We start from the raw sequence: 23,447 nt of genomic DNA, 5'->3' as shown, positions 1-23,447 counted from the left end.
GGAGTGTTAGGCGTATCCCTCCCACTCGTCGAGGAAGCGCTGCACGTAGGCCTCCATGAAGGCGTGGCGCTCCGCGGCCAGCGCCCGGGCCGTGGGGGTGTGCATGCGGTCCTTGAGCAGGAAGAGCTTTTCGTAAAAGTGCATCAGCGAGCTCGAGTTCGTCTTCCGGTAGGCCTCGAAGCTGGCGTGCCGCTCGGGGGCCTCGTGCGGGTCGTAGAGGAGCCGGCCCCGGGCTCCTCCGTAGGCGAAGGCGCGGGCGACGCCGATGGCGCCGATGGCGTCGAGGCGGTCGGCGTCCTGCACCACCCGGCCCTCGAGGGTGGGCATCGCGTCGGGCACGCCTGCGCCCTTGAAGCTGACCCTCTGGGCAATCTCCACCACCCGGGCCGCGGTCGCTTCGTCCACCCCGGCTTCCGCGAGCCAGGCCGCGAGGGTGCCCGCGGGGCGGCCCAGCTTGTGGTCCTCGACGTCGTGGCCCAGCGCCGCCAGCTCACAGGTGCGCACCTCGGCGCCCTCGGCCGCGGCGATGCGCCGCGCCAGCCGCCACACCCGCCAGACGTGCCACCAGTCGTGGCCGCTCGCCTCGTCTGAGAACTCGGCCTCGACCCTGCGGCCGAAGGCCTGCACCTGGGGGTCGGGATGCTCGAAGGGCATGGGACGAGTATACGCAGGCCGCGTAGAATACGGGCGTGGCCAAGTTGACGATTCCCGAACTGAAGTCCCGCAAAGGCCGGGGATCGCTGGTGATGCTCACGGCCTACGACTACCCGACGGCCAAGCTGGCCGCCGAAGCGGGCGTGGACGTGCTGCTCGTCGGCGACTCGCTGGGGATGGTGGTCCTGGGCTACGACAGCACCGTACCCGTGACCCTGGAGGAGGTGCTGCACCACACCAAGGCTGCCCGAAGAGGCGCGCCCGGAGTGCACCTCGTCGCCGACCTGCCCTTCCTCGCCGACGCCACCTCCGAGCGGGCGCTGGCGGCGGCCGAGCGGCTCGTCAAGGAGGGCGGAGCCGACTCGGTCAAGCTCGAGGGGGCCAAGCTGGAGGTGGTGCGGGCGCTGGTCGCCGCGGGGGTGCCGGTGCTGGGGCACGTGGGCCTCACCCCGCAGACCGCGAGCTCGCTGGGCGGCTACAAGGTGCAGGGCAAGACCCCGGAAGCGGCCGAGCGCCTGCTCGCGGACGCGCGCGCGCTCGCCGACGCGGGGGTTTGGGGGGTGGTGCTGGAGATGGTGCCGGCGCCGCTGGCGGCGTTGGTGACCGAGCGGCTGGCGGTGCCGACGGTCGGCATCGGCGCGGGCGCGGCCACCGATGGCCAGGTGCTCGTCTTCCACGACCTGATCGGCGTCTTCGACCGCTTCAAGCCCAAGTTCGTGCGCCGCTACCTGGAGGGCGGGGCGCTGATCCGCGACGCGATCGCCGCCTACGCCGCCGACGTGCGCTCGGGGGCGTTCCCCGCGGACGAACACGGCTTCGCGATGGACGAATCCGCGCTGGAGGGGCTCTACGGTAAGGAATCCTGATTTCGAGGTGGCCGTGGTGGGGCCGGGGGCGCTCGGCCGCGTCTTCGCCGCGCGCCTGGCCGCGGTCGTGCCCACCGCGCTGGTAGCGCGCTCGCGGGAGCGGGCCGCCGAGCTCGGGGAAGGCTTCGAGCTCGTCCATCCCTCGGGGCGTTCGGAGCGCGTGCGCGTGCCGGTCTTCGGCCCCGAAGAGGCGCCTCCGGCCCGCTGGGCGGTCGTGCTGGTCAAGGGACCCGACACCGAGGCGGCCGCGCGGGTGGCGGGCGGGCTCGCCCGGGAGGGCGTGCTCAGCCTGCAGAACGGCTGGGTGCGGGAGCGGCTGCGTGCGGCGGCGGGGGAGGGGCGGCTCGTCGACCAGGGAGCCACGACGGCCGCGGCCATGCGCGAAGCGGGGCGCACCGTCTGGGTGGCCGCGGGGGAGACCTGGCTGCCGCCGGCCTTCGCGGCGCTCGCCGAGCGCCTCACGGAGGCGGGGCTGCCGGCCGCGGCCACGCCCGAGGTCGCGGCGCGCCGGCTCGAGAAGCTGGCCGTGAACCTGGTCGTCAATCCGCTCACCGCGGTGCTGGACGTGCCCAACGGAGGACTCCTCGAGCCCGAGCTCTGGCCCACGGTGCGCGACCTGGTGTTGGAGATGCACCCGGTGCTGGCGGCGCGCGGCCCCCTGCCCGATCCCGAGACCCTGCTCGGTCGGATCCGCCGGGTTCTGGCCGCGACCGCGGCCAACACCAGCAGCATGCGCGCCGACGTGCGCGCCGGACGGCCCACGGAGATCGAAGAGATCACCGGGGTTTTGCTCGCCTGGGGGCGCGCCGGGGGCCGGGCGCTGCCGCGCCACGAGGCCCTCTACCGCATGGTGCGCGCCCTAAAGCAGGTTCACCGAGGTGAGCCGCTCGAGGAGTGAGCCCGCGTCGGTTCCGCGCCCCAGGTCGAGGCTGGTGACCACCACCCGGCGCACCGGAACGGTGACCTCGCCGCCGTTCTCCCGCCGCTTGTAGGCCCAGAAGGCGTGCGCTGCGTGGTGACAGCCGTCCACCGAGCCCAGGTAGAGCATGACGTGCCCCGGCATGCATAGGAGGGCGGGACCGGCGTCGAGCTCGGCCAGCTTGCGCGCCCGCGCCTCGTGGGGTTCGCCGGCGTCGAAGGCGATCGCCGGACGGGTGGCGGCGCACTGCGCCGAGGCGTCGCGCGGCAGGCGGTACCCGAAGACCTTGAAGACGTCCTGGACGAAGCGCGAGCAGTCGAGGCCGGGCCCTTCGGGGGTGAGGCCGCCCCAGCCGTAGGGGCGGCCCAGCGGGGCGAGGGCGCGGGCGAAGAAGGCCTCGGGGGTGAGGGGCGGGGGTTCGGGGGCGAGCTCGGGGGCGCCGCGGAGGCGGGCCTTGCTCCAGAGCAGCTGGCCGTGTTCGTCACGGGCGGGGTAGGCGAGCATGCCGCCGCGCAGCCCCGGCAGCCGGCTGCCCATCTGCAGCAGGGTGGCGCCGCAGGCGGTTTCCAGTTCGGCGGTGGGGCTCAGAAGGACCGGCCCCGGCTGCGCCAGCAGGTTGGCGATCTCGCCGGGAAGTTCGGTCCAGGCCAGTTCGCGGGCGCGGATCCAGCCGCGGTAGTCGGGGGCCTGGACGAACCACCACGCCCCATCGCGGCTGGGGTGCAGCAGCGCCAGCGGCGTGAGCGGCTCGAGCGCGGTGTGCTGCAGGCGGTCGAAGCCGTCCTCGTCGTTGGTCTTGTGGCCGCGCGCGGCGGTAGGCAGGGCGCGCAGGTTGGCGCGGCCGAGGGTGAGGCCGTAGCGGTCGGCCTTGAAGGGCCGCAGCCCTTCGAGGTTCAGCCGTGCGCGCAGCTGCGCCCGTGCCGCTTCGTCGCTGGGGCGGCCGTCCAGGACCGCCCACCACGCGTCCGGGACCCGGGCCGCCTCGATCCATTCCCCCAGCGCCGCCGGCGCCACCGGCCCCAGCTCGAGCGGGTCCCACAGCGCCCGGGAGCGCTCGGCGAGGCGCGGGTTCACGACCGCCGGCGCTCCGGGGTCGAACCGGCCCCGCCAGCGCCCGGCCCAGAACCCAGGGTCCGCGAGCGGCGCGCCGGCGTGCGGCGAGAGGACGTGCGGCATTCGCCCATTCTACTTGGGGGCTCTCACCCGCGGCGGCTATGATGGTCGGGTGAAGGTGCAGGGTTCCCACGTCTTCGAAGCCGAGGGCGAGCGTCTGGATCAGGCGCTGGCGCGGGCGCTGGGGGTGAGCCGCGCCCGCGCGCAGGCCTGGATCAGCGGCGGCCACGTGCGCGTCGCCGGCGAGGTGGTCACCAAGCCGGCCCGCCGCCTCGCCGGCGAGCGGGTCGAGGTGGAGGTGCCGCCCGAGCCCCCCGCGCGCGTCGAGGCCGAGGACCTGAGCGTCGAGATCCTTTACGAGGACGAGGACATGGTCGTCGTCAACAAGCCCGCGGGCATGGTCACCCACCCGGCCCCCGGGGTAACGCGCGGCACGCTGGTCAACGCCCTGCTGGGCCGCTGGGTCGAGCCCGGGGGCGAGCCGGTGCGGCCCGGGATCGTGCACCGGCTCGACAAGGAGACCTCGGGGGTGATCGTCGTGGCCCGGCACGAGGCGGCGCTCAGGCGGCTCGCCGACGCCTTCAAGCAGCGTTTCGTCTTCAAGCGCTACGTCGCCCTGACCGAGGGGGTGCCCGCGAACACCACGGTGATCGCGCCCATCGGTCGTCACCCGGTGCACCGCTTCAAGATGCACACCGGCGGCATCAAGGCGCGCTACGCCGAGACCGACTTCGAGGTGGTCGCCGAGGCCGGGGGGCGGGCCCTCGTCGAGGCGCGGCCCCACACCGGCCGCACCCACCAGATCCGGGTGCACCTCAAGCACCTGCACACCCCCATCTGGGCCGATCCCCTCTACGGCAAGCCCTCGCCGTTCATCGACCGTCTGGCGCTGCACGCCTACGAGCTGCGGGTGCCGCACCCGAAGAGCGGCAAGATCCTGAGCTTCACCGCCCCCGTGCCCGAAGACATGGCCCGCGGCTGGGAGGTCGCGGGCGGGGTCTGGCCCGAAGGGGTTCAGCGCGCCGGAACCAGCCGGTAGACCGCGCCGCCGCCGTGGTCGACCAGGTAGACCTCGCCGGCGGCGTCCTCGCCAAAGCTGCTGATGCGCAGCTTGGTCTGGAGCAGCAGCTCGCTCTGCCAGCGGTCCCCGGTCCAGCGGGCGGCCCAGACCTTGCCGCTGCAGTAGTCGCCGTAGATGTAGGCCCCCACCAGCTCGGGGATGGCCCGCCCGCGGTAGACGTAGCCGCCGGTGATCGAGCACCCCTGGTCGTGGCCGTACTCGAGGATGGGCGGCACCAGGCCCGCGCGCTTGCAGTTCTTGGCGGGCTTGAAGCAGTGGTTGCCCTCCATGATGTTCCAGCCGAAGTTCCAGCCGCCGCTCGTGCTCATCGGCGCAGGGACGTAGTCCACCTCTTCCCACTTGTTCTGGCCCACGTCGGCGATGAAGAGGTCGCCGGTTTCGCGGTCGAAGCTGTAGCGCCAGGGGTTGCGTAGCCCCAGCGCCCAGATCTCCGGACGGTACCTGGGGTTGGCCACGAAGGGGTTGTCCTCGGGGACGGCGTAGGGATCACCGCGGTCCACGTCGATGCGCAGCATCTTGCCCAGCAGGCTCCCGGGGTTCTGGGCGTGGCCCTGGGGGTCGCCCCCCGAACCGCCGTCGCCGGTGCCGATGTAGAGGTAGCCGTCGGGGCCGAAGGCGAGGTGCCCCCCGTTGTGGTTGGCGTAGGGCTGGTCGATGGTGAGCAGCACCCGGTAGGGCCGCCCGGCGCGGTACTCCTCGATCACGGTGCGGCCGCGGCGGTCGGTGTAGTTGAGGAAGAAGCGGCGGTTCTGCGCGTAGCCGGGGTGGAAGGCCAGGCCCAGAAGCCCCCGCTCGCCGCAGCAGCTCACCTTCTTGCGCACGTCCAGCCAGAGCGTCTTCTTCGCGCCTGCGAGCGCCAGGACGCGCCCCCGCTGCTCGAGCACGAGGAGCGGACCGCCCGGTTCCTGGGTGAGGTAGAGCGGCTTGTCCAGCCCCGTGGCCACGGGCTCGAGCCCCACCCCCTGCGCCCAGGCCAGCGCGAACACCAGCAAGCCACCGCTTAGGATTCGTTTCATGATGCCCCCCTGTGGTACGCAGCATAGCAGGACCGGCGCGGGGCGGGCGCGTGCGATAATCGGGGGTGGTGGTCGACGTGAACTGGGACACCTGGGAGAGCCGGATGCAGGCGGCGCGCCGCGAGGTGGCGCGGGCCCTCGGCTTCGAGCCCGGCCTGACCCTCGAGGCCCCCTTCGGCGAGGTGGAGGTCCGCCTGCCGGGTGGGCGAAGACGGCTGCGAGGCAACCTGCGTACGGGGTTGTGGCGCCTCGTCGAGGACGAGGCGGCGCTTTCGGACGAGGCGCCGCTGGTGGAGATCCTGCGGCGGCTCGACGTCGGGGTGCATGGCTGAACGGGTCCGACTGGACGTGGCCCTGGCCGCGCGCGGCCTGGTGGAAAGCCGCGCCAAGGCCCAGGAGCTGATCCGCGCCGGCCGGGTGCGGGTCGACGGCGCGGTGGTGACCAAGCCCAGCCACCGGGTGGGGCCGGAGGCCACCATCGAGGTTCGCGGCCCCGCGCCCTACGTGGGGCGGGCGGCCCACAAGCTGTTGGGGGCGCTCGCTGCCTTCGAGCTCGAGCCCGCAGGGGAGGTCTGGGCCGACGTGGGCGCGGGCACCGGCGGTTTCACCCAGGTGCTGCTCGAGCGCGGCGCCCGCAGGGTCTACGCGCTGGACGTGGGCCACGGCCAGCTGCACCCGCGCCTGCGCGCGGATCCGCGGGTGGTGGTGATGGAAGGGGTCAACGCCCGCCACCTGGAGGCGCTGCCCGAGCCGCTGGACGGCGCGGTGATGGACGTTTCCTTCATCTCCAGCACTCTGATCCTGCCCAACCTGCCGCGCCTGATCCGGCCCGGCGGCCGGGCGCTCGTCCTCGTCAAGCCCCAGTTCGAGCTCGAGCCCGGGAGCCACGCCGGGGTGGTGCGGGACGAGGCCCAGCGCAGGCGGGCGCTCGAACGGGTGAAGGCGGCCGCCCGGGAGGCCGGGTTCCGGGTGGCGGGCGAGGCCGAGAGCCCCCTGCCGGGCAGGGAGGGCAACCGGGAGTTCTGGCTCTACCTGGAACGGCCGTCTGCGGGCGTAAGCTGAAGCGTGCACCTGAGCGAACACGAAGTCCTCGAGGCGTTCGCAGAGCCCCGCTGCCCGGTCTGCACGCTGGCCCGCAAGGCGGCGCGCGGCTACCTGGCGGGGGTCATCGAGGGCGGGATCAACGACCCCGCCCTCCGCGACGACTGGCGCCGCCGCGGGGGGCTCTGCGGCCGCCACTGGCGCGAGGCGCGCGACCTGGAGGCGCCGGCCTTCCCCCTGGCCATCCTCACCCAGGACCTCCTCGCCGCCGAGCTGGAGCACCCCCACGCGCGGGTGCGCTGCCCTGCCTGCGAGGTGCAGGCCGCCGCCGAAGGCCGCTACCTGGAGAGTCTGCGGTCGCTGCCCCTCGAGGCGGTGCGCAAGGCGCTGGAACGCGGCCGCGGTTTCGTCTGCCTGCGCCACCTGCGCGACCTTCCCGAAGGCGAGCTGGCCGGGCTGCTGCGCGTGCGGTTGCGGCAGATCCTGGACGACCTTGACGCCTTCCAGAGAAAGTACGACCACCGCCACACCCACGAGCCCATGGGCCCCGAGGGTGATGCCTGGCTGCGGGCGATCCGGGCGCTGGGCGGCGAGGTCTAATCCCGGTTACTCCTTGGCCGTGGCCGGGGCCACGGTGCGCAAGACTTTCCAGCCGTCCGCCTCGCGTACGAACTCCACGCGAACGGTTTCGATCAGCTCGACGCCTTCGTAACGTTCGGGATGCTTTCGCATGTCCTCGCGGGTGCAGGCGTCGCGGAAGCGGTAGGCGACCTGCGCCTCGCGTTCGCCGATCCGGCTCCAGAGCTCGCTGTAGTCCCGGGCGCAGGCCTCCATCTCGGCGAACAGATCGAAGGCGTAGGCCCAGGCCTCGTCCAGCGTGATGCCGCGCCGCTGGACCAGCTGGCGGGCGGCGTCGTCCAAGTCGGCGAGGGCTTCCTCTGCGAGCGTGGATTTCCAGGCGGCGAAGTCGTGCGCCAGCAGAGCTTCGCGGTAGCTATCGAAAACCTTTTGTGGGGAGGGTGCGGAGGCGTGCGCGGTTGCCAGAACAAACAGCAGCACGAGAGTCCGGTTGGGGAAGGGTAAGGGTTTTCGCATGGCTCGAAGCTACCCAATTTTCCCGTTCAAATAGGTATTCCAGACGACGTCCCGGGGTGTTCAATCGTACCGGCGGGTTGGTATAACGGGGGCGTAGGGTGACGTCGTGCTCTTCTTGGTGCTGACTTTTCCATAAAACACGGGGTGAGGGTGACGCATTGAACCGTTCACAGGGTGAGGAGTTGCAGGCGACCTTCGTCGTCGAGGTGACGGGGGTGCACGGAGGGGCGGACGCGGAGCTGCTGGCCCGCGAACTGGGCGCGCGCGCCGTACGGCGCGCGCGCTTGTTTTATCTGCAGGGATTGGACCGCGCGCAGGTGGAGGCGCTGGCGGACGAGGTGCTGGCCGACGCGGTGAGCGAGCGCTGGCGGGTGGCGCCGGCGGAGGCGCCGCCCGAGCTGGAGCCCGGCTGGACCTACCTGGACGTGACCCTTCACCCGGGGGTCACCGACGCCGAGGCCGAGACGCTGCTCGCGGTGCTGACCGCCCGCGGCCTCGCGGGGGTGCGGGCGGCCACCGGGCGGCGCTACTACGTAGCGGGTCTGGATCCCGCCCGGCTCGCGGAGCGCGCACCGCGTACGCTGGCCAACCCGGTCGTCGAGCACTGGAGCGTGGCCGCGCCGGCGCGGCCGGGTTTCGTGGAGTCCGAACCCGCGCGCATGGAGGCGCGAGAGGTGCCCCTGCGCGAACTCGACGAGGCCGGGCTCGCGGAGCTCTCGCGCGCCCGCCGGCTGGCGCTCGACGTCCAGGAGATGCGGCAGATCCAGGCCTACTTCGAGCGCGAGGGGCGCGAACCCACCGACGTGGAGCTCGAGACCCTGGCCCAGAGCTGGAGCGAGCACTGCGCCCACAAGACCTTCCGCTCGCCGATCGTCTACACCGGACCGCCTCCCGGGCAGCGCCGCGGCGAGGTGACCCAGCGCATCGACGGCCTGCTCCGCAGCTACATCAAGGGGGCGACCGACCGGCTCGACCGCCCCTGGGTGCGCTCGGCCATCGAGGACAACGCCGGCATCGTGGCCTTCACGGAGGCGTTCGACCTGGCCTTCAAGGTGGAGACCCACAACCACCCCTCGGCGCTCGAGCCCTTCGGCGGCGCCGGCACCGGCGTGGGCGGGGTGATCCGCGACGTGCTGGGGGTGAGCGCGCGCCCCCTCGCCGTCACCGATGTGCTCTGCTTCGGACCCCTGGAACTGCCGCGGGAGGAGCTGCCCGAAGGGGCGCTCCACCCGCGGCGCGTTTACGAGGGCGTGACCCGCGGCATCGAGGACTACGGCAACAAGATGGGCGTGCCCACGGTGAACGGCGCGCTCTGGTTCCACCCCGGCTACACCGCCAACCCCCTCGTCTACGCCGGCTGTCTGGGCGTCCTCCCCAGCGGGAGCCATCCCACCGAGCCGCAGCCGGGTGACTGGGTGGTCCTCGTCGGCGGCCGCACCGGCCGCGACGGCATCGGCGGGGCCACCTTCTCGAGCGCCACGATGGACGCCACCACCCACGAGGTCGCAGGCGCGAGCGTGCAGATCGGCGACCCCATCCAGGAGAAGAAGGTGGCCGACCTGGTGCTGGCGGCGCGCGACGAGGGGCTCTACCACGCGATCACCGACTGCGGCGCGGGCGGCCTTTCCTCGGCGGTGGGCGAGATGGGCGCAGCGCTGGGGGTGCGCGTGGAGCTCGAGCGGGTGCCACTGAAGTACCCGGGGCTCGCGCCCTGGGAGATCTGGCTCAGCGAGGCCCAGGAGCGCATGGTGCTGGCCGTGCCCCCCGACCGCTGGGAGCACCTGGCCGAGCTGGCCCGCCGCTACCGGGTGGAGGCCGTGCGCATCGGCCGCTTCGAGGCGAGCGGCCGCCTCGTCGTCGAGGCGGGCGGGCGGGCGGTGGCCGACCTGGCCATGGACTTCGTCCACGGCGGCTGGCCGCGGCGGGAGCGCCGGGCCGAGTGGCGGCCGCCGCGGTTGGCGCGCGCCCGCTTCGAGCCGGGGCCGGAGCTGCTGCCCGCGCTGCTGGCGCACCCCAACCTGAGGAGCCGGGAGGCGCTGGTGCGCCGCTACGACCACCTGGTCCAGGGAGGCACCGCCGAGGGGCCGCTGGTGGGTGCGGCCAACCACGGCCCCGCGGACGCGGCCGTGCTGGTGCCCCAGGAGGTGCAGGGCGAGGACCCGCCCGCCGCGGCGCTGGCGGTGGGGCTCGCGACCGGGCTCTACCCGGTGGACCCCTACCTGATGGCCTTCATGGCCCTCGACGAGGCGGTACGCAACCTGGTGGCCGTGGGGGCCGACCCCGACCGCATCGCCGTGCTCGACAACTTTTCCTGGGGCGATCCGGACCTTCCCGACCGCCTGGGCGGGCTGGTGCGCGCCAGCCAGGGGCTCTACGACGCGGCGCTCTGCTACGGCACCCCTTTCGTTTCCGGGAAGGACAGCCTCAACAACGAATACACCGACGCCCGCGGGGTGCGCCACGCCATCCCCGGGACCCTGGTGGTCTCGGGTTTGGGGCGGCTGGCGCGGGCGAGCGAGGCGCTGAGCCTCGACCTCAAACGGCCGGGCGACCCCGTCTGGCTGGTGGGCGCCACCGGCCGGGCGCTCGCGGGAAGCCATGCGGGGGCGCTGGCGGGCCTGCCGGTGACCGCCGGCGGCCTGCCCGTCTTCGACGAGCGCGCGCCGGACTGGATGCGCGCCCTCCACCGGGCCGTCCGCGCCGGCTGGGTGCGGGCCGTGCACGACCTCAGCGAGGGCGGGCTGGCGCTGGCCGCCGCCGAGATGGCGATCGCCGGGCGCTTGGGGCTGGACCTCGACCCGGCGCGCGCGCCGGTCGTCGAGGCGCTCAGCGAGGCCGAGCTGCTCTTCTCCGAGTCGCCCTCGCGGTTTCTGGTCGAGGTGGACCCGGCCCACGAAGCGGAGTTCGCCGCCCTCTTCGAGGGTCGGCCCGCCGCGCGGGTGGGGCGGGTGACGCCCGAGCCGGAGCTGCGCCTGGGAAGTTGGCGCTGGCCGCTCGAAACCTTGGAACGCGCCTGGCGCGGCGAACTCGCTCCCGACCCCCGGCCGCACCGCGCCGCGCCCGAGCCCTACGCCGCGCCGGCGGTGCGCCGCACCCCGCCGCGGGCGGCCGTCCTCTTCGCCCCCGGCACCAACCGCGATGGTGACGCCCGCATCGCCCTGGAGCGCGCGGGGGCGCGGCCCGAGCGGGTACCTCTTTCCGAGCTGGAGCCCCGGGACCTCGCGGCCTTCGACCTGCTGCTGCTCCCGGGCGGCTTCTCCTACGGCGACGACCTGGGGGCGGGCAAGGTCTGGGCCCTGGAGTTACGCGACCGCTTCGGGGAGGCCGTGGACGCCTTCGTTGCCGCCGGCAAGCCGGTCCTCGGTATCTGCAACGGCTTCCAGGCGCTGGTGAAGGCCGGCTTCCTGCCGGGCGGGTCGGGGCCGCCGGCGGTCACGCTGGCGCCCAACGCCAGCGGCCGCTTCGAGACCCGCTGGGTCTGGCTCGAGCCCGAGCCGGGGGCCGCCTGCCCCTTCGTGGCTGGGCTTTCCGCGCCGCTCTACGTCCCGGTGGCCCACGGCGAAGGCCGGCTGGCGGTGCGGGGCGCGGAAGCGCTGGGGCGGCTCGAGGCCGCGGGTCAGGTGGCGCTGCGCTACGCCCGTCCCGGCGGCGGCGAGCCCGTCTACCCCTTCAACCCCAACGGCTCGGCGGGTCACGTCGCGGGGCTGTGCAACCCCGCGGGCAACGTCCTGGGGTTGATGCCCCACCCCGAAGACCACGTCTTTTCCTGGCAGCACCCGCGCGCGCATCGGGGCGAGCGCGGCTTCGACGGCCTCGCGCTCTTCCGGCGCCTGGTGGAACACGCATGAGGGAGGGAAGCATGTTCAGCGAAGAGGAATGGAACGAAGCCTGGAAGCACCCGCTGCTCGAGGCCCGGCTCGAGGGCCTGGGGCCGCGGGAGGCAGGCAAGGTGCGCGACATGTACCGCGCCGGGGACCTGCGGGTGCTCGTGGCCACCGACCGCATCTCGGCCTTCGACCGGGTGCTGGGGGCCGTGCCCTTTCGCGGGCAGGTGCTCAACCAGCTGGCCGCCTGGTGGTTCGAGGCGACCCGTGACCTGGTGGCGAACCACGTGGTGAGCGTGCCCGACCCCAACGTCACGATCGCGCGCGAGGCCGAGCCGCTGCCCGTCGAGGTGATCGTGCGCGGCTACATCACCGGCAGCACGACCACCTCGCTGTGGTACCTCTACGAACGCGGCGAGCGCGCTCCCTACGGGGTGCCGTTGCCCGAGGGGCTGGCCAAGAACGACCCGTTGCCCGAGCCCATCATCACCCCGACCACCAAGGCGGCCCCGGGCGAGCACGACGAGCGGCTCACCGCCGCCGAGGTGACCGAGCGCGGCCTGGTCGAGCCCGCGCTCTGGGCGCGGGTGCAGCAGGTGGCCCTCGAACTCTTTTCGCGCGGTCAGGAGGTGGCCCGTCAGGGCGGCCTCGTCCTGGTCGACACCAAGTACGAGTTCGGCCTGCAAGGTGGGGAGCTGGTGCTGATCGACGAGGTGCACACCCCCGACTCGAGCCGTTACTGGGACCTGGCCGCCTACCAGCATGGCGAGATCGTCCACTACGACAAGGAACACCTGCGCCTGTGGTACGCCGCCCGCGGTTTCCGCGGCGAGGGGGAGCCGCCGCCGCTCGCTCCGGAGCTGGCGCGCGAGCTCGCCCAGCTCTACGTGACCGTCTTCGAGCGGCTCACCGGCGCCCGTTTCGAGCCCGGCGAGTCGCCGGCGGGGCCGCGCATCCAGCGGAACGTGGAGCGGGCGCTGGCCGAACTGGGGGTGGGCCGTGGCTAGCGGGCGCGTGATCGTCCTCATGGGCTCGGCCTCCGACGCCGAGCACGCCGGCCGCGCCACCGCGCTGCTGGACCGGCTGGGGGTGCCCTGGTCCTTGCACGTGGCCTCGGCGCACAAGACGCCGGAGCGGCTCCTGCAGGTCCTCGCCGAAAGCGAACGCCGCGGCGGGGCGCGCGTCTACCTGACGATCGCAGGCCGCTCCAACGCGCTCTCGGGCCTCGTCGACGCCCAGGTGGCCGCCCCCGTGATCGCCTGTCCGCCGCTGGGAAGCGGGTCCTGGGCGCCCTACGACCTGGCCTCGTCGCTGCGCATGCCCTCGGGGGTGGCGCCGCTCGTCGTTCTCGACCCCGAGAACGCGGCGCTGGCCGCGGTCAAGATCCTGGCCCTGGCCGAACCCGGGCTGGCGGAGGCGGTGCGGTCGTACCAGGCGGCGCAGCGGGAGAAGCTCGAGCGCGCCGACGCGGCGCTGGGCGGGGGTGCGCCGGAGTGAGGCTGGGCGGGATGCACGAGGCCTGCGGCGTCGCCGGGGCGGTCACGCCCGGGCGGCAGGCGGCGCGGCCCGTCTTCTTCGGCCTCTTCGCGCTGCAGCACCGCGGCCAGGAGGCGGCGGGCATCGCCAGCTCCGACGGGCGCGCCGCCTACATCCACAAGGGCCTGGGGCGGGTGGCCCAGGTCTTCGACGAGGACAACCTGCGTCCGCTTTTGGGCGAGCTGGCGATCGGGCACAACCGCTACTCGACGACCGGGGCCACGCAGCTGCGCAACGCCCAGCCCCACCTCGTCGAGACGGTGCTGGGGCCGCTGGCCGTGGCCCACAACGGCAACCTCACCAACGCCCGCGCGCTGCGCCGCGAGCTGCTCGAGGCGGGCATCGGGTTCTCCAGCGGCAGCGACACCGAGGTGATCCTGCGCCTGCTCGCGCTGCCCGTGGAGGCCGCGGACGACCCCTGGATCGCCCGCATCCGCCGCCTGATGGCGCGGGCCGAGGGGGCCTACGCGCTGGTGCTGCTCACCCGCGACGCGGTCTACGCGCTGCGCGACCCCTGGGGCTTCCGCCCGCTGGTGGTGGGCGAGCTCGCGGGCGGGGGCTGGGCGGCGGCCTCGGAGTCGAGCGCGCTCGCCACGATGGGGGCCCGTCCGGTGTTCGAGGTCGAGCCCGGCCACGTCGTCCGCATCGACCGCGAGGGCTACCGGGTCTTCGAGGTCGCCGCAGAGCGCCCGCGGGCGCTCTGCGTCTTCGAGTACGTCTACTTCGCCCGTCCCGACACCGTGCTCGCGGGGCGCGAAGTGCACGCGGTGCGCCGGCGGCTGGGCGCCGAGCTGGCGCGTGAGGCCCCCGCGGACGCCGACGTCGTCGTGGGGGTGCCCGACTCGGCCACGGCCCACGCGCTCGGCTACGCCGAGGCCGCGGGCCTGCCCTTCGCCGAAGGGTTGATCAAGAACCGCTACATCGGCCGCACCTTCATCGAGCCCGACGACGCGCTGCGCAAGACCGGGGTGCGGCTCAAGTACACCCCGCTCGCCAGCGTGCTTGCGGGCCGGCGGGTGGTGCTCGTGGACGACTCGATCGTGCGCGGTAATACCGCGGGCCCGCTGGTGCGGCTGCTGCGCGAGGCGGGGGCGCGCGAGGTGCACCTGCGGGTGGCGTCGCCGCCGGTGCGCCACCCCTGCTTCATGGGCCTCGACATGGCGACCCACGACGAGCTCATCGCCCACCGGCTCGAGCTCGAGGCGATCCGCGCGCACGTCGGCGCCGACAGCCTCGCCTACCTGAGCCACGCCGGGCTGCTGCGGGCGGTGGGGACGCGCGAGGGCCTGTGCGACGCCTGCTTCAGCGGGCGCTACCCGCTCGCGGTGGAACCTGCGGCCCCCGAAGGGGACGCGCTGGTAGGGGAGGGGTGAGGATGGCCGAGGTGCTGGTGGTGGGCGGCGGCGGGCGCGAACACGCGCTCGCCTGGGCGCTGGCCGGGAGTTCCGAGGTGACGCGGGTCTACGTGGCCCCCGGCAACGCCGGCACGGTCGGACCCGCGGGCGAGGGTCGCGCCGAGATGGTGCGGGTGCCCCTGGCCGCGGACGACCTGGAGGGGCTGGCCGGCTTCGCCGCGGAGCGCGGGGTGGCGCTCACCGTGGTGGGCCCCGAGGCCCCGCTCGCGGCGGGGCTGGCCGACCGTTTCGCGGAGGCGGGGCTGGCCGTCTTCGGCCCCCGGCGCGAGGCGGCGCGCATCGAGGCTTCCAAGGCCTTCGCCAAGGCGCTGATGGACGAGGCGGGGGTGCCCACGGCGAGCTGGCGCGCCTTCGAGCACCCGGAGGCGGCGCTGCGGCACCTGGAGGCGACGCCCGCGCCCTGGGTGGTCAAGGCCAGCGGACTGGCCGCAGGCAAGGGTGTGCTCGTCACCGGCGACTACGAGGAGGCGCGCGCCTTCGTGCAGGGCCTGTTCGCGGGGCGCTTCGGCGCGGCGGGCCGCCGGGTGGTGATCGAGGCCTACCTCGAGGGGCCCGAGCTTTCGGTCTTCGCGGTGGCCGCGGGCGAGCGCTTCGTGCTGCTGCCCCCGGCGCGCGACTACAAGCGGATCTACGAGGGGGGTCTGGGGCCCAACACCGGGGGCATGGGGGCGCAGAGCCCGGTGGCGCTGGCGCCCGGGCTGCTCGAAGAGGTGGGGCGCACGGTGATCGCCCCCACCCTGGCGGCGCTGGCCGCCCGGGGCACGCCCTACCTGGGGGTGCTCTACGCCGGGCTCAAGCTGACGCCCGCCGGCCCCAAGGTGCTCGAGTTCAACGCCCGCTTCGGCGACCCCGAGACCCAGGCGGTGCTGCCGCTGTTGCGCACCGACCTCTACCGCCTGCTGATGGACGCGGTGGAGGGGCGGCCCGACGCCACGCCGCTGCAACACGCGGGGGCGGCGCTGGCCGTGGTGCTGGCCGCGCCCGGCTACCCCGGCCCCTACCCCAAGGGCCTGCCCGTCGAGGGTTTGGAGCAGGCGGCGGCCCTGCCCGGGGTGCACGTCTTCCACGCCGGCACCGAGCGCGCGGAGGGGCGCGTGGTCACCGCCGGCGGCCGGGTGCTGGCCGTCGTGGGCCGGGCGGACACCCCCGAACAGGCGCGCGCCCGCGTCTACGCCGCGGTGCGGCGGGTGCGCTTCGAGGGGATGCACTACCGTCGCGACATCGGCACGGAGGTGGTGGGGTGAGGTACGAAGACGCGGGGGTGAACCTGAACGCCGCCGAGGAGACCACCCGCCGCATCAAAGAGGCGCTCGCCGGGGCCCGGCACCCCGGCGTGATCGCGGGGGTGGGGGCGTTCGCGGGAGCCTTCGACGCCGGCCGGCTCGCGGCCCTCGAGCGCCCGGTGCTGCTCGCCTCCACCGACGGCGTGGGCACCAAGACGCTCGTCGCCGCGCGGGTCGGGCGCTGGCGCGGCCTCGGCGCCGACCTGGTGAACCACGGGGTCGACGACCTGCTCGCGGCGGGGGGGTGGCCGCTCTTCTTCCTCGACTACCTGGCCGCGGCCCGGCTCGAGCCCGACGTGGTGGGCGAGGTGGTGGCGGGGCTGGCCGAGGCCGCACGGGCGGCGGGGCTGGCCGTCCTCGGGGGCGAGACCGCAGAGATGCCCGGCGTCTACCGCGAGGGGGCGCTGGACCTGGCGGGCACCATCGTCGGCTACGCCGAGCGCGAACGGCTGCCCGATCCGGCGCGGCTCCGGCCCGGCGACGTGCTGCTGGCGCTGGCCAGCTCGGGGCTGCACACCAACGGCTACTCGCTGGCGCGGCGGGCGCTCGCGGAGCTCGACTGGGAAGCGCCGCGAAGCGAGCTGGGGGGGCGGAACGTCGCCGAGGCCCTGCTCGAGCCCCACACGAGCTACCTGCCGGTCTGGCGGAGGCTCGAGGCCGCGGGGCTCCTGCCCAAAACGGCCGCCCACATCACCGGCGGCGGGGTCTACGGCAACCTGCCGCGGGTGCTGCCCAAGGGTCTGGGTGCGCGCCTGATCCGCGGCCGCTGGCCCGAGCCCCCGATCTTTTCCCTGATCCAGCGGATCGGCGGGGTGGAGGACCGCGAGATGTTCCGCGTCTTCAACATGGGCCTGGGGATGCTGCTCGTCTACGACCCCGCGGCGGCGGAGGCCGCCCTCGAGGTCCTGGACGGGGGCTGGCGCGTCGGCGAGGTGGTACCGGGCGAAGGGGTCTTCGTGGAGGGCGTGGATGGCTGAGCCGGCGCGGCTGGTGGTGCTCGCCTCCGGACGGGGTACGAACCTGCAGGCGTTGCTCGACGCCTGTGCTGCGGGCGGGCTGCCGGCGCTGGTGGTGCTGGTCGTCTCCGACCAGCCGAGCCGGGCGCTCGAGCGGGCGCGGGGGGCGGGGGTGCCGGCGCTGTTCTTCCCCAGGGAGAAGGGCCTCCCGCGCGAGGCCTACGACCGGCGGCTCGCCGCCTTCGTCGCCGCCGCCGAGCCCGACCTGGTGGTGCTGGCCGGCTGGATGCGCATCCTCACCCCGTCCTTCCTCGATCGTTTCCCCGGCCGGGTGATCAACCTGCACCCGGCGCTCCCGGGGGCCTTCCCGGGGCTGGACGCCATCCGCCGCAGCTACGAGGCCTTCCGCCGCGGCGAGGTGAAAAGCGGCGGGGTGATGGTCCACCACGTCGTTCCCGAGGTCGACGCGGGGCCGGTGATCGTTTCCGAGCCGGTGCCCGTCGAGCCGGACGACACCCTCGAGCGCTTCGAGGCGCGGGTGCACGCCGTCGAGCACCGGCTGCTCGTCGAGGCGGTGCGCAGGGTCCTCGGGGCTTGCTAGGGCATGCCGTCGATCGTGCGCGGGCGGTCGAGCCCCTTCGCGAGCACGGTGTAACTGCCGTCGTCCAGCGCGATCCGGTAGACCTCGTCGGCGTGCAGGGAGGTGGCGTAGAGCGCGCCGTTGCCGGCGAGCAGGCCGGTGAGGGCCTTGGGAAAACCGGCGGCGAAGAGCTCGGCCGGACCGTCCTCGCGGAAGCGGTAGAGCTCCCCCTTGTTGTTGGCCACGTAGAAGGCGCCGTCCAGGTAGGTGATCCCCGAGAGCCAGGCCCCGCCGACCTCGCCGCTGAGGTCTTTGAGGATGCGCGCGCTGTAGTTTTCGAGGTCGATGGCGAAGACCGCCTTGCGCCCGTTTTCGCTGACCACCAGCTCGCCCCCGACGACGATGCCGTGGAGGTTTTGCAGCGAGGACCCGCCGGCCCCCGGTATGGGTACGGTGGCGAGGGTGGCGCCGCTGGGGTCGAGGAAGCGGACGTAGTCGTCCTTGTTGTCGAGCACGGCGATGCGCCCGTCGCCGATCGCCACCAGCCCCACGGCCTGGGTCACCGGTTCGCAACGGATCGTTTTCTGCGGCTCGCCGTTCAGGTCGTAGATGCGCAGCTCGCGGTTGTTCGCGGCCAGGTAGAGCCTGCCGGCGTGCACGTCCTGTGCGTAGGCGGCCGGAAGCATACCGCTCACGGTTCCGGTGGCGGGTCCACCAGGACGCTGCCCGTCCGGGTGCCGACGAGGAGCGACCGGTATGCGGCGGCCTGCGGCGCGCCGGCGTAGCCCGCGAGGGACGCGAGCGCCACCAGCCATCCAGCAACCACGGCCAAGCTTGGGGAGAATCGCAGGGTTTTCACGGTCCCGTCCTCCTTTCCAGGTCGCTGCGTAGGTTGTAAACCACGGGGCGTTACGGCGGCGTTGCACTGTGCCGCGAAGCTTCGCCGGAGGGCGCGGGCTGCTTTAGACTGCGGGCATGAAACTCTACCTCGTCACCAACGTCCTGTGTTCGGGTGCCGGCCCCGTCGTCGAGTCGGTCTACGTGGTCGCCGCCGAAAACGAAGAGGAGGCCCGCGGCAAGGCCCGCGGCAAGGCCAAGACGGAGCTGCTCGAACAGCGGGTGCGCTCCCTGGTCTTCGACCACGAAGGCACGGCGCTCGTCTGGATGGGGGCGCCGCAGACCGGCGAGGCCGAACACCGCAGCGGCCGCGCCCGGAAGGAGAGCGGCATGCGCGACGGCCGCTAGCAATTGTGACGCCCGTAGCTGCCCCCGCCCCCGGGGAAGGGCTAGGCTGAGGCCGCAGAGCGACCGGGACGAATGGGCCTCGTGGGCCACCTGCGACCGGGTTAAACTTATGAAGACTGCGTTTTTCATCGTTCGCTCACCCCTAGGGCCGCTCAAGTGAACGATGGCACAAAAGGAGGGGATACGTTGCAAGCCACGACGGAGTACATCAACATCCTGATCTACTTGGGGATCGCCGCCGGGATCGGCGTGGTCATGCTGGCGATGGGGGCGATGCTGGGACCCAAGAAACCCAGCCCCACCAAGCTGATGCCCTACGAGTCGGGCAACGACCCGGCCGGCGAGGTGCACCGACTACCGGTGCATTTTTACGTGGTGGCCATGCTCTTCATCATCTTCGACGTCGAGGTGGCCTTCCTCTGGCCTTACGCCGTCAACGCCGGAAAGCTCGGGCTCGCCGGCTTCTGGGCGGTGACGACGTTCACCCTGATCGTGCTCGCGGGCTTCGTCTACGAGTGGAAGAAGGGGGTGATGAAGTGGGATTGAAAGACCTGTTCGAACGCGACGTGCAGGAGCTCGAGCGTGAGGGCATCCTCTTCACCACCCTGGAAAAGCTGGTGGCCTGGGGTCGTTCCAACTCGCTTTGGCCCGTCACCTTTGGGCTGGCCTGCTGCGCCATCGAGATGATGGCCTCTTCCGACGCCCGCAACGACCTCTCCCGCTTCGGTTCCGAGGTCTTCCGCGCCAGCCCCCGCCAGGCCGACGTGATGATCGTCGCCGGCCGGCTCTCGAAGAAGATGGCCCCGGTGATGCGCCGTGTCTACGACCAGATGGGCGATCCCAAGTGGGTCATCGCCATGGGGGCCTGCGCCGCTTCCGGCGGCATGTTCAACAACTACGCGATCGTCCAGTCGGTCGAGAGCGTGGTCCCGGTCGACGTCTACGTGCCCGGCTGCCCGCCGCGGCCCGAAGCGCTCATCTACGCGGTGATGCAGCTGCAGAAGAAGATCCGCGGCCAGGCCTACGACGACGCGGGGCGCAAGCTGCCGCCCATCGAGGCCTGGGTGAGGGGGTAGACCGTGCGACTCGAACGCGCCAAAACCTACGCCGCCGAGCACGGCTACGCCGTGGAGGAGGCGCGCGGACTCGTCTGGCTGGACGTTCCGCGTGAAGCGCTGGCCGACTTCTTCCCGGCCATGCAGGAGCTGGGGTTCAACTACCTGGCCAACGTCATCGGCATCGACTACAGCAGCTACCCCGAGCCCCGGCCCGAACGCTACGCGGTGCTCTTCGAGCTGGTCTCCATCAAGGGCTGGAAGGACGGCGACGGCTCGCGCTTCTTCGCCCGGGTCTGGGTTCCCGAGCGCGACCCGGTGCTTCCCTCGGCCGTGCCCTTTTACGCCAGCGCCAACTTCTTCGAGCGCGAGATCTTCGACCTGCTGGGGATCCGCTTCGAGGGGCACCCCGACCTGCGCAAGATCCTGACCCCCGAGGACCTGGAAGGCCACCCCCTGCGCAAGGACTACCCCCTGGGGGAGACGCCCACCCAGTTCAAGGACGGCCGCTACATCGACCCCGCCTCGTTCCGCGCGGGGCTCGCGGGCGGGGATCCGGGCCTGACCGGGCGCCGCGGCGGGGCGCGCCGCGGCTACGCCGAGATCTATGAAGACGTGCGGCGGGCGCAGGCCGCCGAAGGGGAGGACGCATGAAACCGCACACCGACGTTCCCCCGCGCGAAGAGCCGCGCGAGCTGCGCAGCGAGTTGATGGTCCTCAACGTCGGCCCGCAGCACCCCTCCACCCACGGCGTGCTGCGCGTCGTGGTCACGCTGGCCGGCGAGGAGATCGTCGATCTGGTGCCGCACATCGGCTACCTGCACTCGGGCTTCGAGAAGACGATGGAGCACCGCACCTACACCCAGAACTTCACCTACACCCCGCGCATGGACTACGTGCACTCCTTCGCCCACGACCTCGCCTATGCGCTTACGGTGGAGAAGCTGGTGGGGGCGCAGGTGCCCGAGCGCGCCGAGACGATCCGCATCATCCTCAACGAGCTCAGCCGCATCGCCAGCCACCTGATCTTCGTGGCCACGGGCCTATTGGACCTGGGCGCGATGACCCCCTTCTTCTACGCCTTCCGCGAGCGCGAGGCCATCCTCGACCTCTTCGAGTGGGTGACCGGCCAGCGCTTCCACCACAACTACGTCCGCGTGGGCGGGTTGAAGGAGGACGTGCCCGAGGAGTTCGTTCCCGAGTTGAAGAAGTTCCTCGCGGGCTTTCCCGCCAAGGTGGACGACTACCAGGGGATGTTCGACGGCTCGCCCATCTTCGAGTCGCGCGCCCGCGAGATCGGGGTCATCCCGCCGGAGGTGGCCATCAACCTGGGCCTCACCGGCGGCAGCCTGCGCGCCAGCGGCGTGAACTACGACGTGCGCAAGGCGCACCCCTACGGCGGTTACGACAAGTACGACTTCGACGTGCCTCTGGGCACGCGCGGCGACGTCTACGACCGCATGATCGTGCGCCTCGAGGAGATGCGGCAGTCGCACCGGATCATCGAGCAGGCGGTGGAGCGGCTCGAGCCCGGTCCGATCCGCGACCCCAACCCCCACCTCTCGCTGCCGCCGCGCGAGATGCTGGGCCGCAGCATGGAGGCCCTGATCTTCCACTTCAAGCTGGTCACCGAGGGCTTCCACCCGCCGCCGGGCGAGGTCTACGTCCCCACCGAGTCGGCGCGCGGCGAGCTGGCCTACTACATCGTCTCCGACGGGGGCAGCATGCCCTACCGCGTCAAGATCCGCACCCCCGAGTTCGTCAACATCCAGTCGCTGCCCTACGCCAGCAAGGGGCACCAGTTCGCCGACTTCATCGCCATCCTCGCCACCCTCGACCCGGTGCTCGGGGGCATCGACCGCTAACGGAGGTAATGCATGGGCTTCTTTGACGACAAGCAGGAATGGCTCGCCGAGGTCTTTGCGCAGTACCCCGAAGACCGCCGGCGCTCCGCGCTCATGCCCCTCCTGCGGCGGGTGCAGCAGGACGAGGGCTACGTGGACTTCGAGCGCATGAAGGAGATCGCCGAGCTGGTGGGCACCACGGCCACGGAGGTGGCCGGGGTGATGAGCTTCTACAGCTACTACCAGGGGCTGCCCACGGGCAAGTACCACCTTCAGGTCTGCCGGACGCTCAGCTGCAAGCTGGCGGGGGCGGACGAGCTTTGGCACACCCTCACCGATCGGCTGGGCATCCTCCCCGGCGAGGTGACCGAGGACGGCCGCTTCAGCCTCCAGGCGGTGGAGTGCCTGGGCAGCTGCCACACCGGGCCGGTCGTTCAGATCAACGATGAGCCCTACGTCGAGCGCGTCACCAAGGCGCGGCTCGAGGCCCTGCTCGAGGGCCTGATGCAGGACAAGCCGCTCGAGGAGGTGCGCCAGACGCTGCCCGACGAGGACAAGATGGGCAAGGCGACGATCGAGCTGGCCGAGGAAGGGGGTGCGTCGTGAGCGAAGGGCCGATCACCAGCGGTCACGATCCGCGTTTCACCCCCACCCTCTACGCCCACGTGGGCCGTCCGAACAGCTGGACCCTCGACTACTACCTGGGCCACGGCGGTTACGAGACCGCGCGCGCGGTGCTCACCGGCCGGCAGCCCGAAGAGGTGGTGGAGGAGGTCAAGAAGAGCGGCCTACGCGGGCGCGGCGGCGCCGGCTTTCCCACCGGCGTCAAGTGGAGCTTCATGCCCAACGACGGCCAGCAGCACTACCTGATTGCCAACGCCGACGAGTCGGAGCCCGCCTCCTTCAAGGACCGCTACCTAATGGAGGACGACCCGCACCAGCTGATCGAAGGCATGATCATCGGTGGGTTCGCCATCCGCGCCACCAAGGGCTACGTCTACATCCGCGGCGAGTACCGCAAGGCCTACGACCGCCTCACCGCCGCGATCCGCGAGGCCTACGACCGCGGCTACCTGGGCAAGAACCTCTTTGGCTCCGGCTTCGACTTCGACCTCTACGTGCACCGGGGCGCGGGGGCCTACATCTGCGGCGAGGAGACGGCGCTGATGAACTCGCTCGAGGGCCTGCGCGCCAACCCGCGCATGAAGCCGCCCTTCCCGGCGCAGTCGGGCCTCTACGGCAAGCCGACGACGATCAACAACATCGAGTCGCTGGCCAGCGTGGTGCACATCCTGCAGCGCGGCGCCGACTGGTTCGCGCAGATGGGCACGGAGCGCTCGAAGGGCATGAAGCTCTTCCAGGTCTCGGGCCCCGCCCGTCGCCCCGGCGTTTACGAGCTGCCGCTGGGCACCACCTTCCGCGAGCTCATCTACGACTGGGCCGGCGGCCCCACCGAGCCGATCAAGGCCTTCATTCCCGGGGGCTCCTCGACGCCGCTGCTGCCCTTCACCGATGAGTACCTGGACCTGCCCATGGATTACGAGTCGCTCGTCGCGGCCAAGTCGGCGCTGGGCACCGGCGGGGTGGTCCTCATCCCCGAGTCAGTCTGCATCGTGGACGCGATGTGGAACCTGATCCGCTTCTACGGCCACGAGTCCTGCGGCAAGTGCACGCCCTGCCGTGAAGGGGTCTCGGGCTGGCTGCCGCAGCTCTTCGAGAAGTTCGAGCGCGGCCAGGCCACCCACGAGGACCTGAAGACGATGGAGGACCTGCTCGACCAGATCGAGGGCCGCAGCTTCTGCCCGCTGGCCGACGCCGCGGTCTGGCCGATCCGCGGGGCGCTCAGGCACTTCCGCGACGAGTTCCTGCACCACATCGAGCACGGCAGCTGCGCCGTGAAGTCCGGGCCGAGGTGGAGGTGAGC

Annotated in this window: 26 protein-coding genes; 20 read left to right on the top strand and 6 right to left on the bottom strand. The window is 72.5% G+C overall.

Features of this window, described 5'->3' with window-relative positions; all coding sequences use genetic code 11:
• Positions 1-6: 6 nt before the first annotated feature.
• Positions 7-654 (bottom strand): HD domain-containing protein, encoded by a 648-nt coding sequence (locus tag HNQ05_RS10140; protein ID WP_147146327.1) that lies wholly within the window; start codon positions 652-654, stop codon positions 7-9.
• Positions 655-689: 35 nt separating this feature from the next.
• Here HNQ05_RS10140 and panB point away from each other — a divergent pair, with 35 nt between their 5' ends.
• Positions 690-1,520, top strand: a complete 831-nt coding sequence (gene panB, locus HNQ05_RS10135) for a 3-methyl-2-oxobutanoate hydroxymethyltransferase (RefSeq protein ID WP_147146329.1) — start codon at positions 690-692, stop codon at positions 1,518-1,520.
• A 7-nt stretch (positions 1,521-1,527) separates the two neighbouring features.
• Positions 1,528-2,418, top strand: coding sequence for a ketopantoate reductase family protein (locus HNQ05_RS10130; protein ID WP_147146330.1), 891 nt, complete (start codon positions 1,528-1,530; stop codon positions 2,416-2,418).
• On the opposite strand, the gene HNQ05_RS10125 is transcribed toward HNQ05_RS10130, so the two are convergent.
• Positions 2,380-3,615 carry an SH3 domain-containing protein gene (locus tag HNQ05_RS10125; RefSeq protein WP_147146332.1) on the bottom strand — a complete coding sequence of 412 codons (1,236 nt, stop codon included), beginning with the start codon at positions 3,613-3,615 and terminating at the stop codon, positions 2,380-2,382. The genes HNQ05_RS10130 and HNQ05_RS10125 overlap by 39 nt on opposite strands.
• 55 nt (positions 3,616-3,670) lie before the next feature.
• Between HNQ05_RS10125 and HNQ05_RS10120 the strand changes: the two genes are divergently transcribed.
• On the top strand, positions 3,671-4,591 hold the full coding sequence (locus HNQ05_RS10120) for an RluA family pseudouridine synthase (protein WP_147146516.1): 921 nt from the start codon (positions 3,671-3,673) through the stop codon (positions 4,589-4,591).
• Here HNQ05_RS10120 and HNQ05_RS10115 read toward each other — a convergent pair.
• Complete coding sequence (locus HNQ05_RS10115; RefSeq protein ID WP_147146334.1) at positions 4,567-5,649, bottom strand: PQQ-dependent sugar dehydrogenase; 1,083 nt, start codon at positions 5,647-5,649, stop codon at positions 4,567-4,569. The genes HNQ05_RS10120 and HNQ05_RS10115 overlap by 25 nt on opposite strands.
• 65 nt (positions 5,650-5,714) lie before the next feature.
• Here HNQ05_RS10115 and HNQ05_RS10110 point away from each other — a divergent pair, with 65 nt between their 5' ends.
• The 3 genes from HNQ05_RS10110 to HNQ05_RS10100 are packed head-to-tail and all read left to right on the top strand — an operon-like array spanning position 5,715 to position 7,290.
• A complete protein-coding gene (locus tag HNQ05_RS10110; protein WP_147146337.1) occupies positions 5,715-5,981 on the top strand; it encodes a hypothetical protein in 267 nt (88 codons plus the stop codon).
• Complete coding sequence (locus HNQ05_RS10105) at positions 5,974-6,711, top strand: TlyA family RNA methyltransferase (protein WP_147146339.1); 738 nt, start codon at positions 5,974-5,976, stop codon at positions 6,709-6,711. Before HNQ05_RS10110 ends, HNQ05_RS10105 begins: the two co-directional genes overlap by 8 nt.
• Before the next feature lie 3 nt (positions 6,712-6,714).
• Complete coding sequence (locus tag HNQ05_RS10100; RefSeq protein WP_147146341.1) at positions 6,715-7,290, top strand: hypothetical protein; 576 nt, start codon at positions 6,715-6,717, stop codon at positions 7,288-7,290.
• A 6-nt stretch (positions 7,291-7,296) separates the two neighbouring features.
• Here HNQ05_RS10100 and HNQ05_RS10095 read toward each other — a convergent pair whose 3' ends face one another.
• On the bottom strand, positions 7,297-7,785 hold the full coding sequence (locus HNQ05_RS10095; RefSeq protein ID WP_147146343.1) for a hypothetical protein: 489 nt from the start codon (positions 7,783-7,785) through the stop codon (positions 7,297-7,299).
• Positions 7,786-7,943: 158 nt separating this feature from the next.
• Between HNQ05_RS10095 and purQ the strand changes: the two genes are divergently transcribed.
• From purQ to purN, 7 genes are read left to right on the top strand one after another with little or no spacing between them, the layout of a single operon-like run.
• Positions 7,944-11,633: a phosphoribosylformylglycinamidine synthase I gene (gene purQ / locus HNQ05_RS10090; RefSeq protein WP_147146345.1), complete on the top strand. Its 3,690-nt coding sequence runs from the start codon at positions 7,944-7,946 to the stop codon at positions 11,631-11,633.
• 11 nt (positions 11,634-11,644) lie between these two features.
• On the top strand, positions 11,645-12,616 hold the full coding sequence (locus HNQ05_RS10085) for a phosphoribosylaminoimidazolesuccinocarboxamide synthase (RefSeq protein WP_147146346.1): 972 nt from the start codon (positions 11,645-11,647) through the stop codon (positions 12,614-12,616).
• On the top strand, positions 12,609-13,106 hold the full coding sequence (locus HNQ05_RS10080; RefSeq protein ID WP_147146349.1) for an AIR carboxylase family protein: 498 nt from the start codon (positions 12,609-12,611) through the stop codon (positions 13,104-13,106). The genes HNQ05_RS10085 and HNQ05_RS10080 overlap by 8 nt, the downstream gene beginning before the upstream one ends.
• A gap of 11 nt (positions 13,107-13,117) precedes the next feature.
• Positions 13,118-14,518, top strand: coding sequence for an amidophosphoribosyltransferase (gene purF, locus HNQ05_RS10075; protein WP_221266938.1), 1,401 nt, complete (start codon positions 13,118-13,120; stop codon positions 14,516-14,518).
• Positions 14,519-14,520: 2 nt separating this feature from the next.
• Positions 14,521-15,804 carry a phosphoribosylamine--glycine ligase gene (gene purD / locus HNQ05_RS10070; RefSeq protein WP_147146353.1) on the top strand — a complete coding sequence of 428 codons (1,284 nt, stop codon included), beginning with the start codon at positions 14,521-14,523 and terminating at the stop codon, positions 15,802-15,804.
• Positions 15,801-16,820 carry a phosphoribosylformylglycinamidine cyclo-ligase gene (gene purM, locus HNQ05_RS10065; protein WP_147146355.1) on the top strand — a complete coding sequence of 340 codons (1,020 nt, stop codon included), beginning with the start codon at positions 15,801-15,803 and terminating at the stop codon, positions 16,818-16,820. Before purD ends, purM begins: the two co-directional genes overlap by 4 nt.
• Positions 16,813-17,400 (top strand): phosphoribosylglycinamide formyltransferase, encoded by a 588-nt coding sequence (purN, locus tag HNQ05_RS10060; RefSeq protein ID WP_147146357.1) that lies wholly within the window; start codon positions 16,813-16,815, stop codon positions 17,398-17,400. The genes purM and purN overlap by 8 nt, the downstream gene beginning before the upstream one ends.
• Here the strand turns inward: purN and HNQ05_RS10055 are convergent.
• Positions 17,397-18,065, bottom strand: a complete 669-nt coding sequence (locus tag HNQ05_RS10055; RefSeq protein WP_147146359.1) for an NHL repeat-containing protein — start codon at positions 18,063-18,065, stop codon at positions 17,397-17,399. The two genes, purN and HNQ05_RS10055, sit on opposite strands and share 4 nt — an antisense overlap.
• Before the next feature lie 5 nt (positions 18,066-18,070).
• Positions 18,071-18,238, bottom strand: coding sequence for a hypothetical protein (locus tag HNQ05_RS10050; protein WP_183677791.1), 168 nt, complete (start codon positions 18,236-18,238; stop codon positions 18,071-18,073).
• Between the two features lie 116 nt (positions 18,239-18,354).
• On the opposite strand from HNQ05_RS10050, the gene HNQ05_RS10045 reads away from it, so the two are divergent.
• From HNQ05_RS10045 to nuoF, 7 genes are all read left to right on the top strand, one after another.
• On the top strand, positions 18,355-18,624 hold the full coding sequence (locus HNQ05_RS10045; RefSeq protein ID WP_147146361.1) for a hypothetical protein: 270 nt from the start codon (positions 18,355-18,357) through the stop codon (positions 18,622-18,624).
• Between the two features lie 186 nt (positions 18,625-18,810).
• Positions 18,811-19,170 (top strand): NADH-quinone oxidoreductase subunit A, encoded by a 360-nt coding sequence (locus HNQ05_RS10040; protein ID WP_147146362.1) that lies wholly within the window; start codon positions 18,811-18,813, stop codon positions 19,168-19,170.
• Positions 19,161-19,700: a NuoB/complex I 20 kDa subunit family protein gene (locus HNQ05_RS10035; protein ID WP_147146364.1), complete on the top strand. Its 540-nt coding sequence runs from the start codon at positions 19,161-19,163 to the stop codon at positions 19,698-19,700. Before HNQ05_RS10040 ends, HNQ05_RS10035 begins: the two co-directional genes overlap by 10 nt.
• 3 nt (positions 19,701-19,703) lie before the next feature.
• A complete protein-coding gene (locus HNQ05_RS10030; RefSeq protein ID WP_147146366.1) occupies positions 19,704-20,333 on the top strand; it encodes an NADH-quinone oxidoreductase subunit C in 630 nt (209 codons plus the stop codon).
• Positions 20,330-21,544 carry an NADH dehydrogenase (quinone) subunit D gene (gene nuoD / locus HNQ05_RS10025; protein WP_147146368.1) on the top strand — a complete coding sequence of 405 codons (1,215 nt, stop codon included), beginning with the start codon at positions 20,330-20,332 and terminating at the stop codon, positions 21,542-21,544. Before HNQ05_RS10030 ends, nuoD begins: the two co-directional genes overlap by 4 nt.
• 12 nt (positions 21,545-21,556) lie before the next feature.
• Positions 21,557-22,129, top strand: coding sequence for an NADH-quinone oxidoreductase subunit NuoE family protein (locus tag HNQ05_RS10020; RefSeq protein ID WP_147146370.1), 573 nt, complete (start codon positions 21,557-21,559; stop codon positions 22,127-22,129).
• Positions 22,126-23,445 carry an NADH-quinone oxidoreductase subunit NuoF gene (gene nuoF, locus HNQ05_RS10015; RefSeq protein ID WP_147146372.1) on the top strand — a complete coding sequence of 440 codons (1,320 nt, stop codon included), beginning with the start codon at positions 22,126-22,128 and terminating at the stop codon, positions 23,443-23,445. Before HNQ05_RS10020 ends, nuoF begins: the two co-directional genes overlap by 4 nt.
• Positions 23,446-23,447: the final 2 nt, after the last annotated feature.

The sequence above is a fragment of the Oceanithermus desulfurans genome, assembly GCF_014201675.1.
Lineage (GTDB): Bacteria > Deinococcota > Deinococci > Deinococcales > Marinithermaceae > Oceanithermus > Oceanithermus desulfurans.
Note: the sequence above shows the minus strand (reverse complement) of the source record. Positions and strands in the feature narration are given on the sequence as shown.

What these genes read in the sequence shown, in the direction of transcription:
- HNQ05_RS10140 (WP_147146327.1), bottom strand. Translation starts at nt 654, where the DNA reads ATGCCCTTCGAGCATCCCGACCCCCAGGTGCAGGCCTTCGGCCGCAGG.
- HNQ05_RS10125 (WP_147146332.1), bottom strand. Translation starts at nt 3,615, where the DNA reads ATGCCGCACGTCCTCTCGCCGCACGCCGGCGCGCCGCTCGCGGACCCT.
- HNQ05_RS10115 (WP_147146334.1), bottom strand. Translation starts at nt 5,649, where the DNA reads ATGAAACGAATCCTAAGCGGTGGCTTGCTGGTGTTCGCGCTGGCCTGG.
- HNQ05_RS10105 (WP_147146339.1), top strand. Translation starts at nt 5,974, where the DNA reads ATGGCTGAACGGGTCCGACTGGACGTGGCCCTGGCCGCGCGCGGCCTG.
- HNQ05_RS10095 (WP_147146343.1), bottom strand. Translation starts at nt 7,785, where the DNA reads ATGCGAAAACCCTTACCCTTCCCCAACCGGACTCTCGTGCTGCTGTTT.
- HNQ05_RS10085 (WP_147146346.1), top strand. Translation starts at nt 11,645, where the DNA reads ATGTTCAGCGAAGAGGAATGGAACGAAGCCTGGAAGCACCCGCTGCTC.
- purF (WP_221266938.1), top strand. Translation starts at nt 13,118, where the DNA reads ATGCACGAGGCCTGCGGCGTCGCCGGGGCGGTCACGCCCGGGCGGCAG.
- purD (WP_147146353.1), top strand. Translation starts at nt 14,521, where the DNA reads ATGGCCGAGGTGCTGGTGGTGGGCGGCGGCGGGCGCGAACACGCGCTC.
- purN (WP_147146357.1), top strand. Translation starts at nt 16,813, where the DNA reads ATGGCTGAGCCGGCGCGGCTGGTGGTGCTCGCCTCCGGACGGGGTACG.
- HNQ05_RS10055 (WP_147146359.1), bottom strand. Translation starts at nt 18,065, where the DNA reads ATGCTTCCGGCCGCCTACGCACAGGACGTGCACGCCGGCAGGCTCTAC.
- HNQ05_RS10045 (WP_147146361.1), top strand. Translation starts at nt 18,355, where the DNA reads ATGAAACTCTACCTCGTCACCAACGTCCTGTGTTCGGGTGCCGGCCCC.
- nuoD (WP_147146368.1), top strand. Translation starts at nt 20,330, where the DNA reads ATGAAACCGCACACCGACGTTCCCCCGCGCGAAGAGCCGCGCGAGCTG.
- HNQ05_RS10020 (WP_147146370.1), top strand. Translation starts at nt 21,557, where the DNA reads ATGGGCTTCTTTGACGACAAGCAGGAATGGCTCGCCGAGGTCTTTGCG.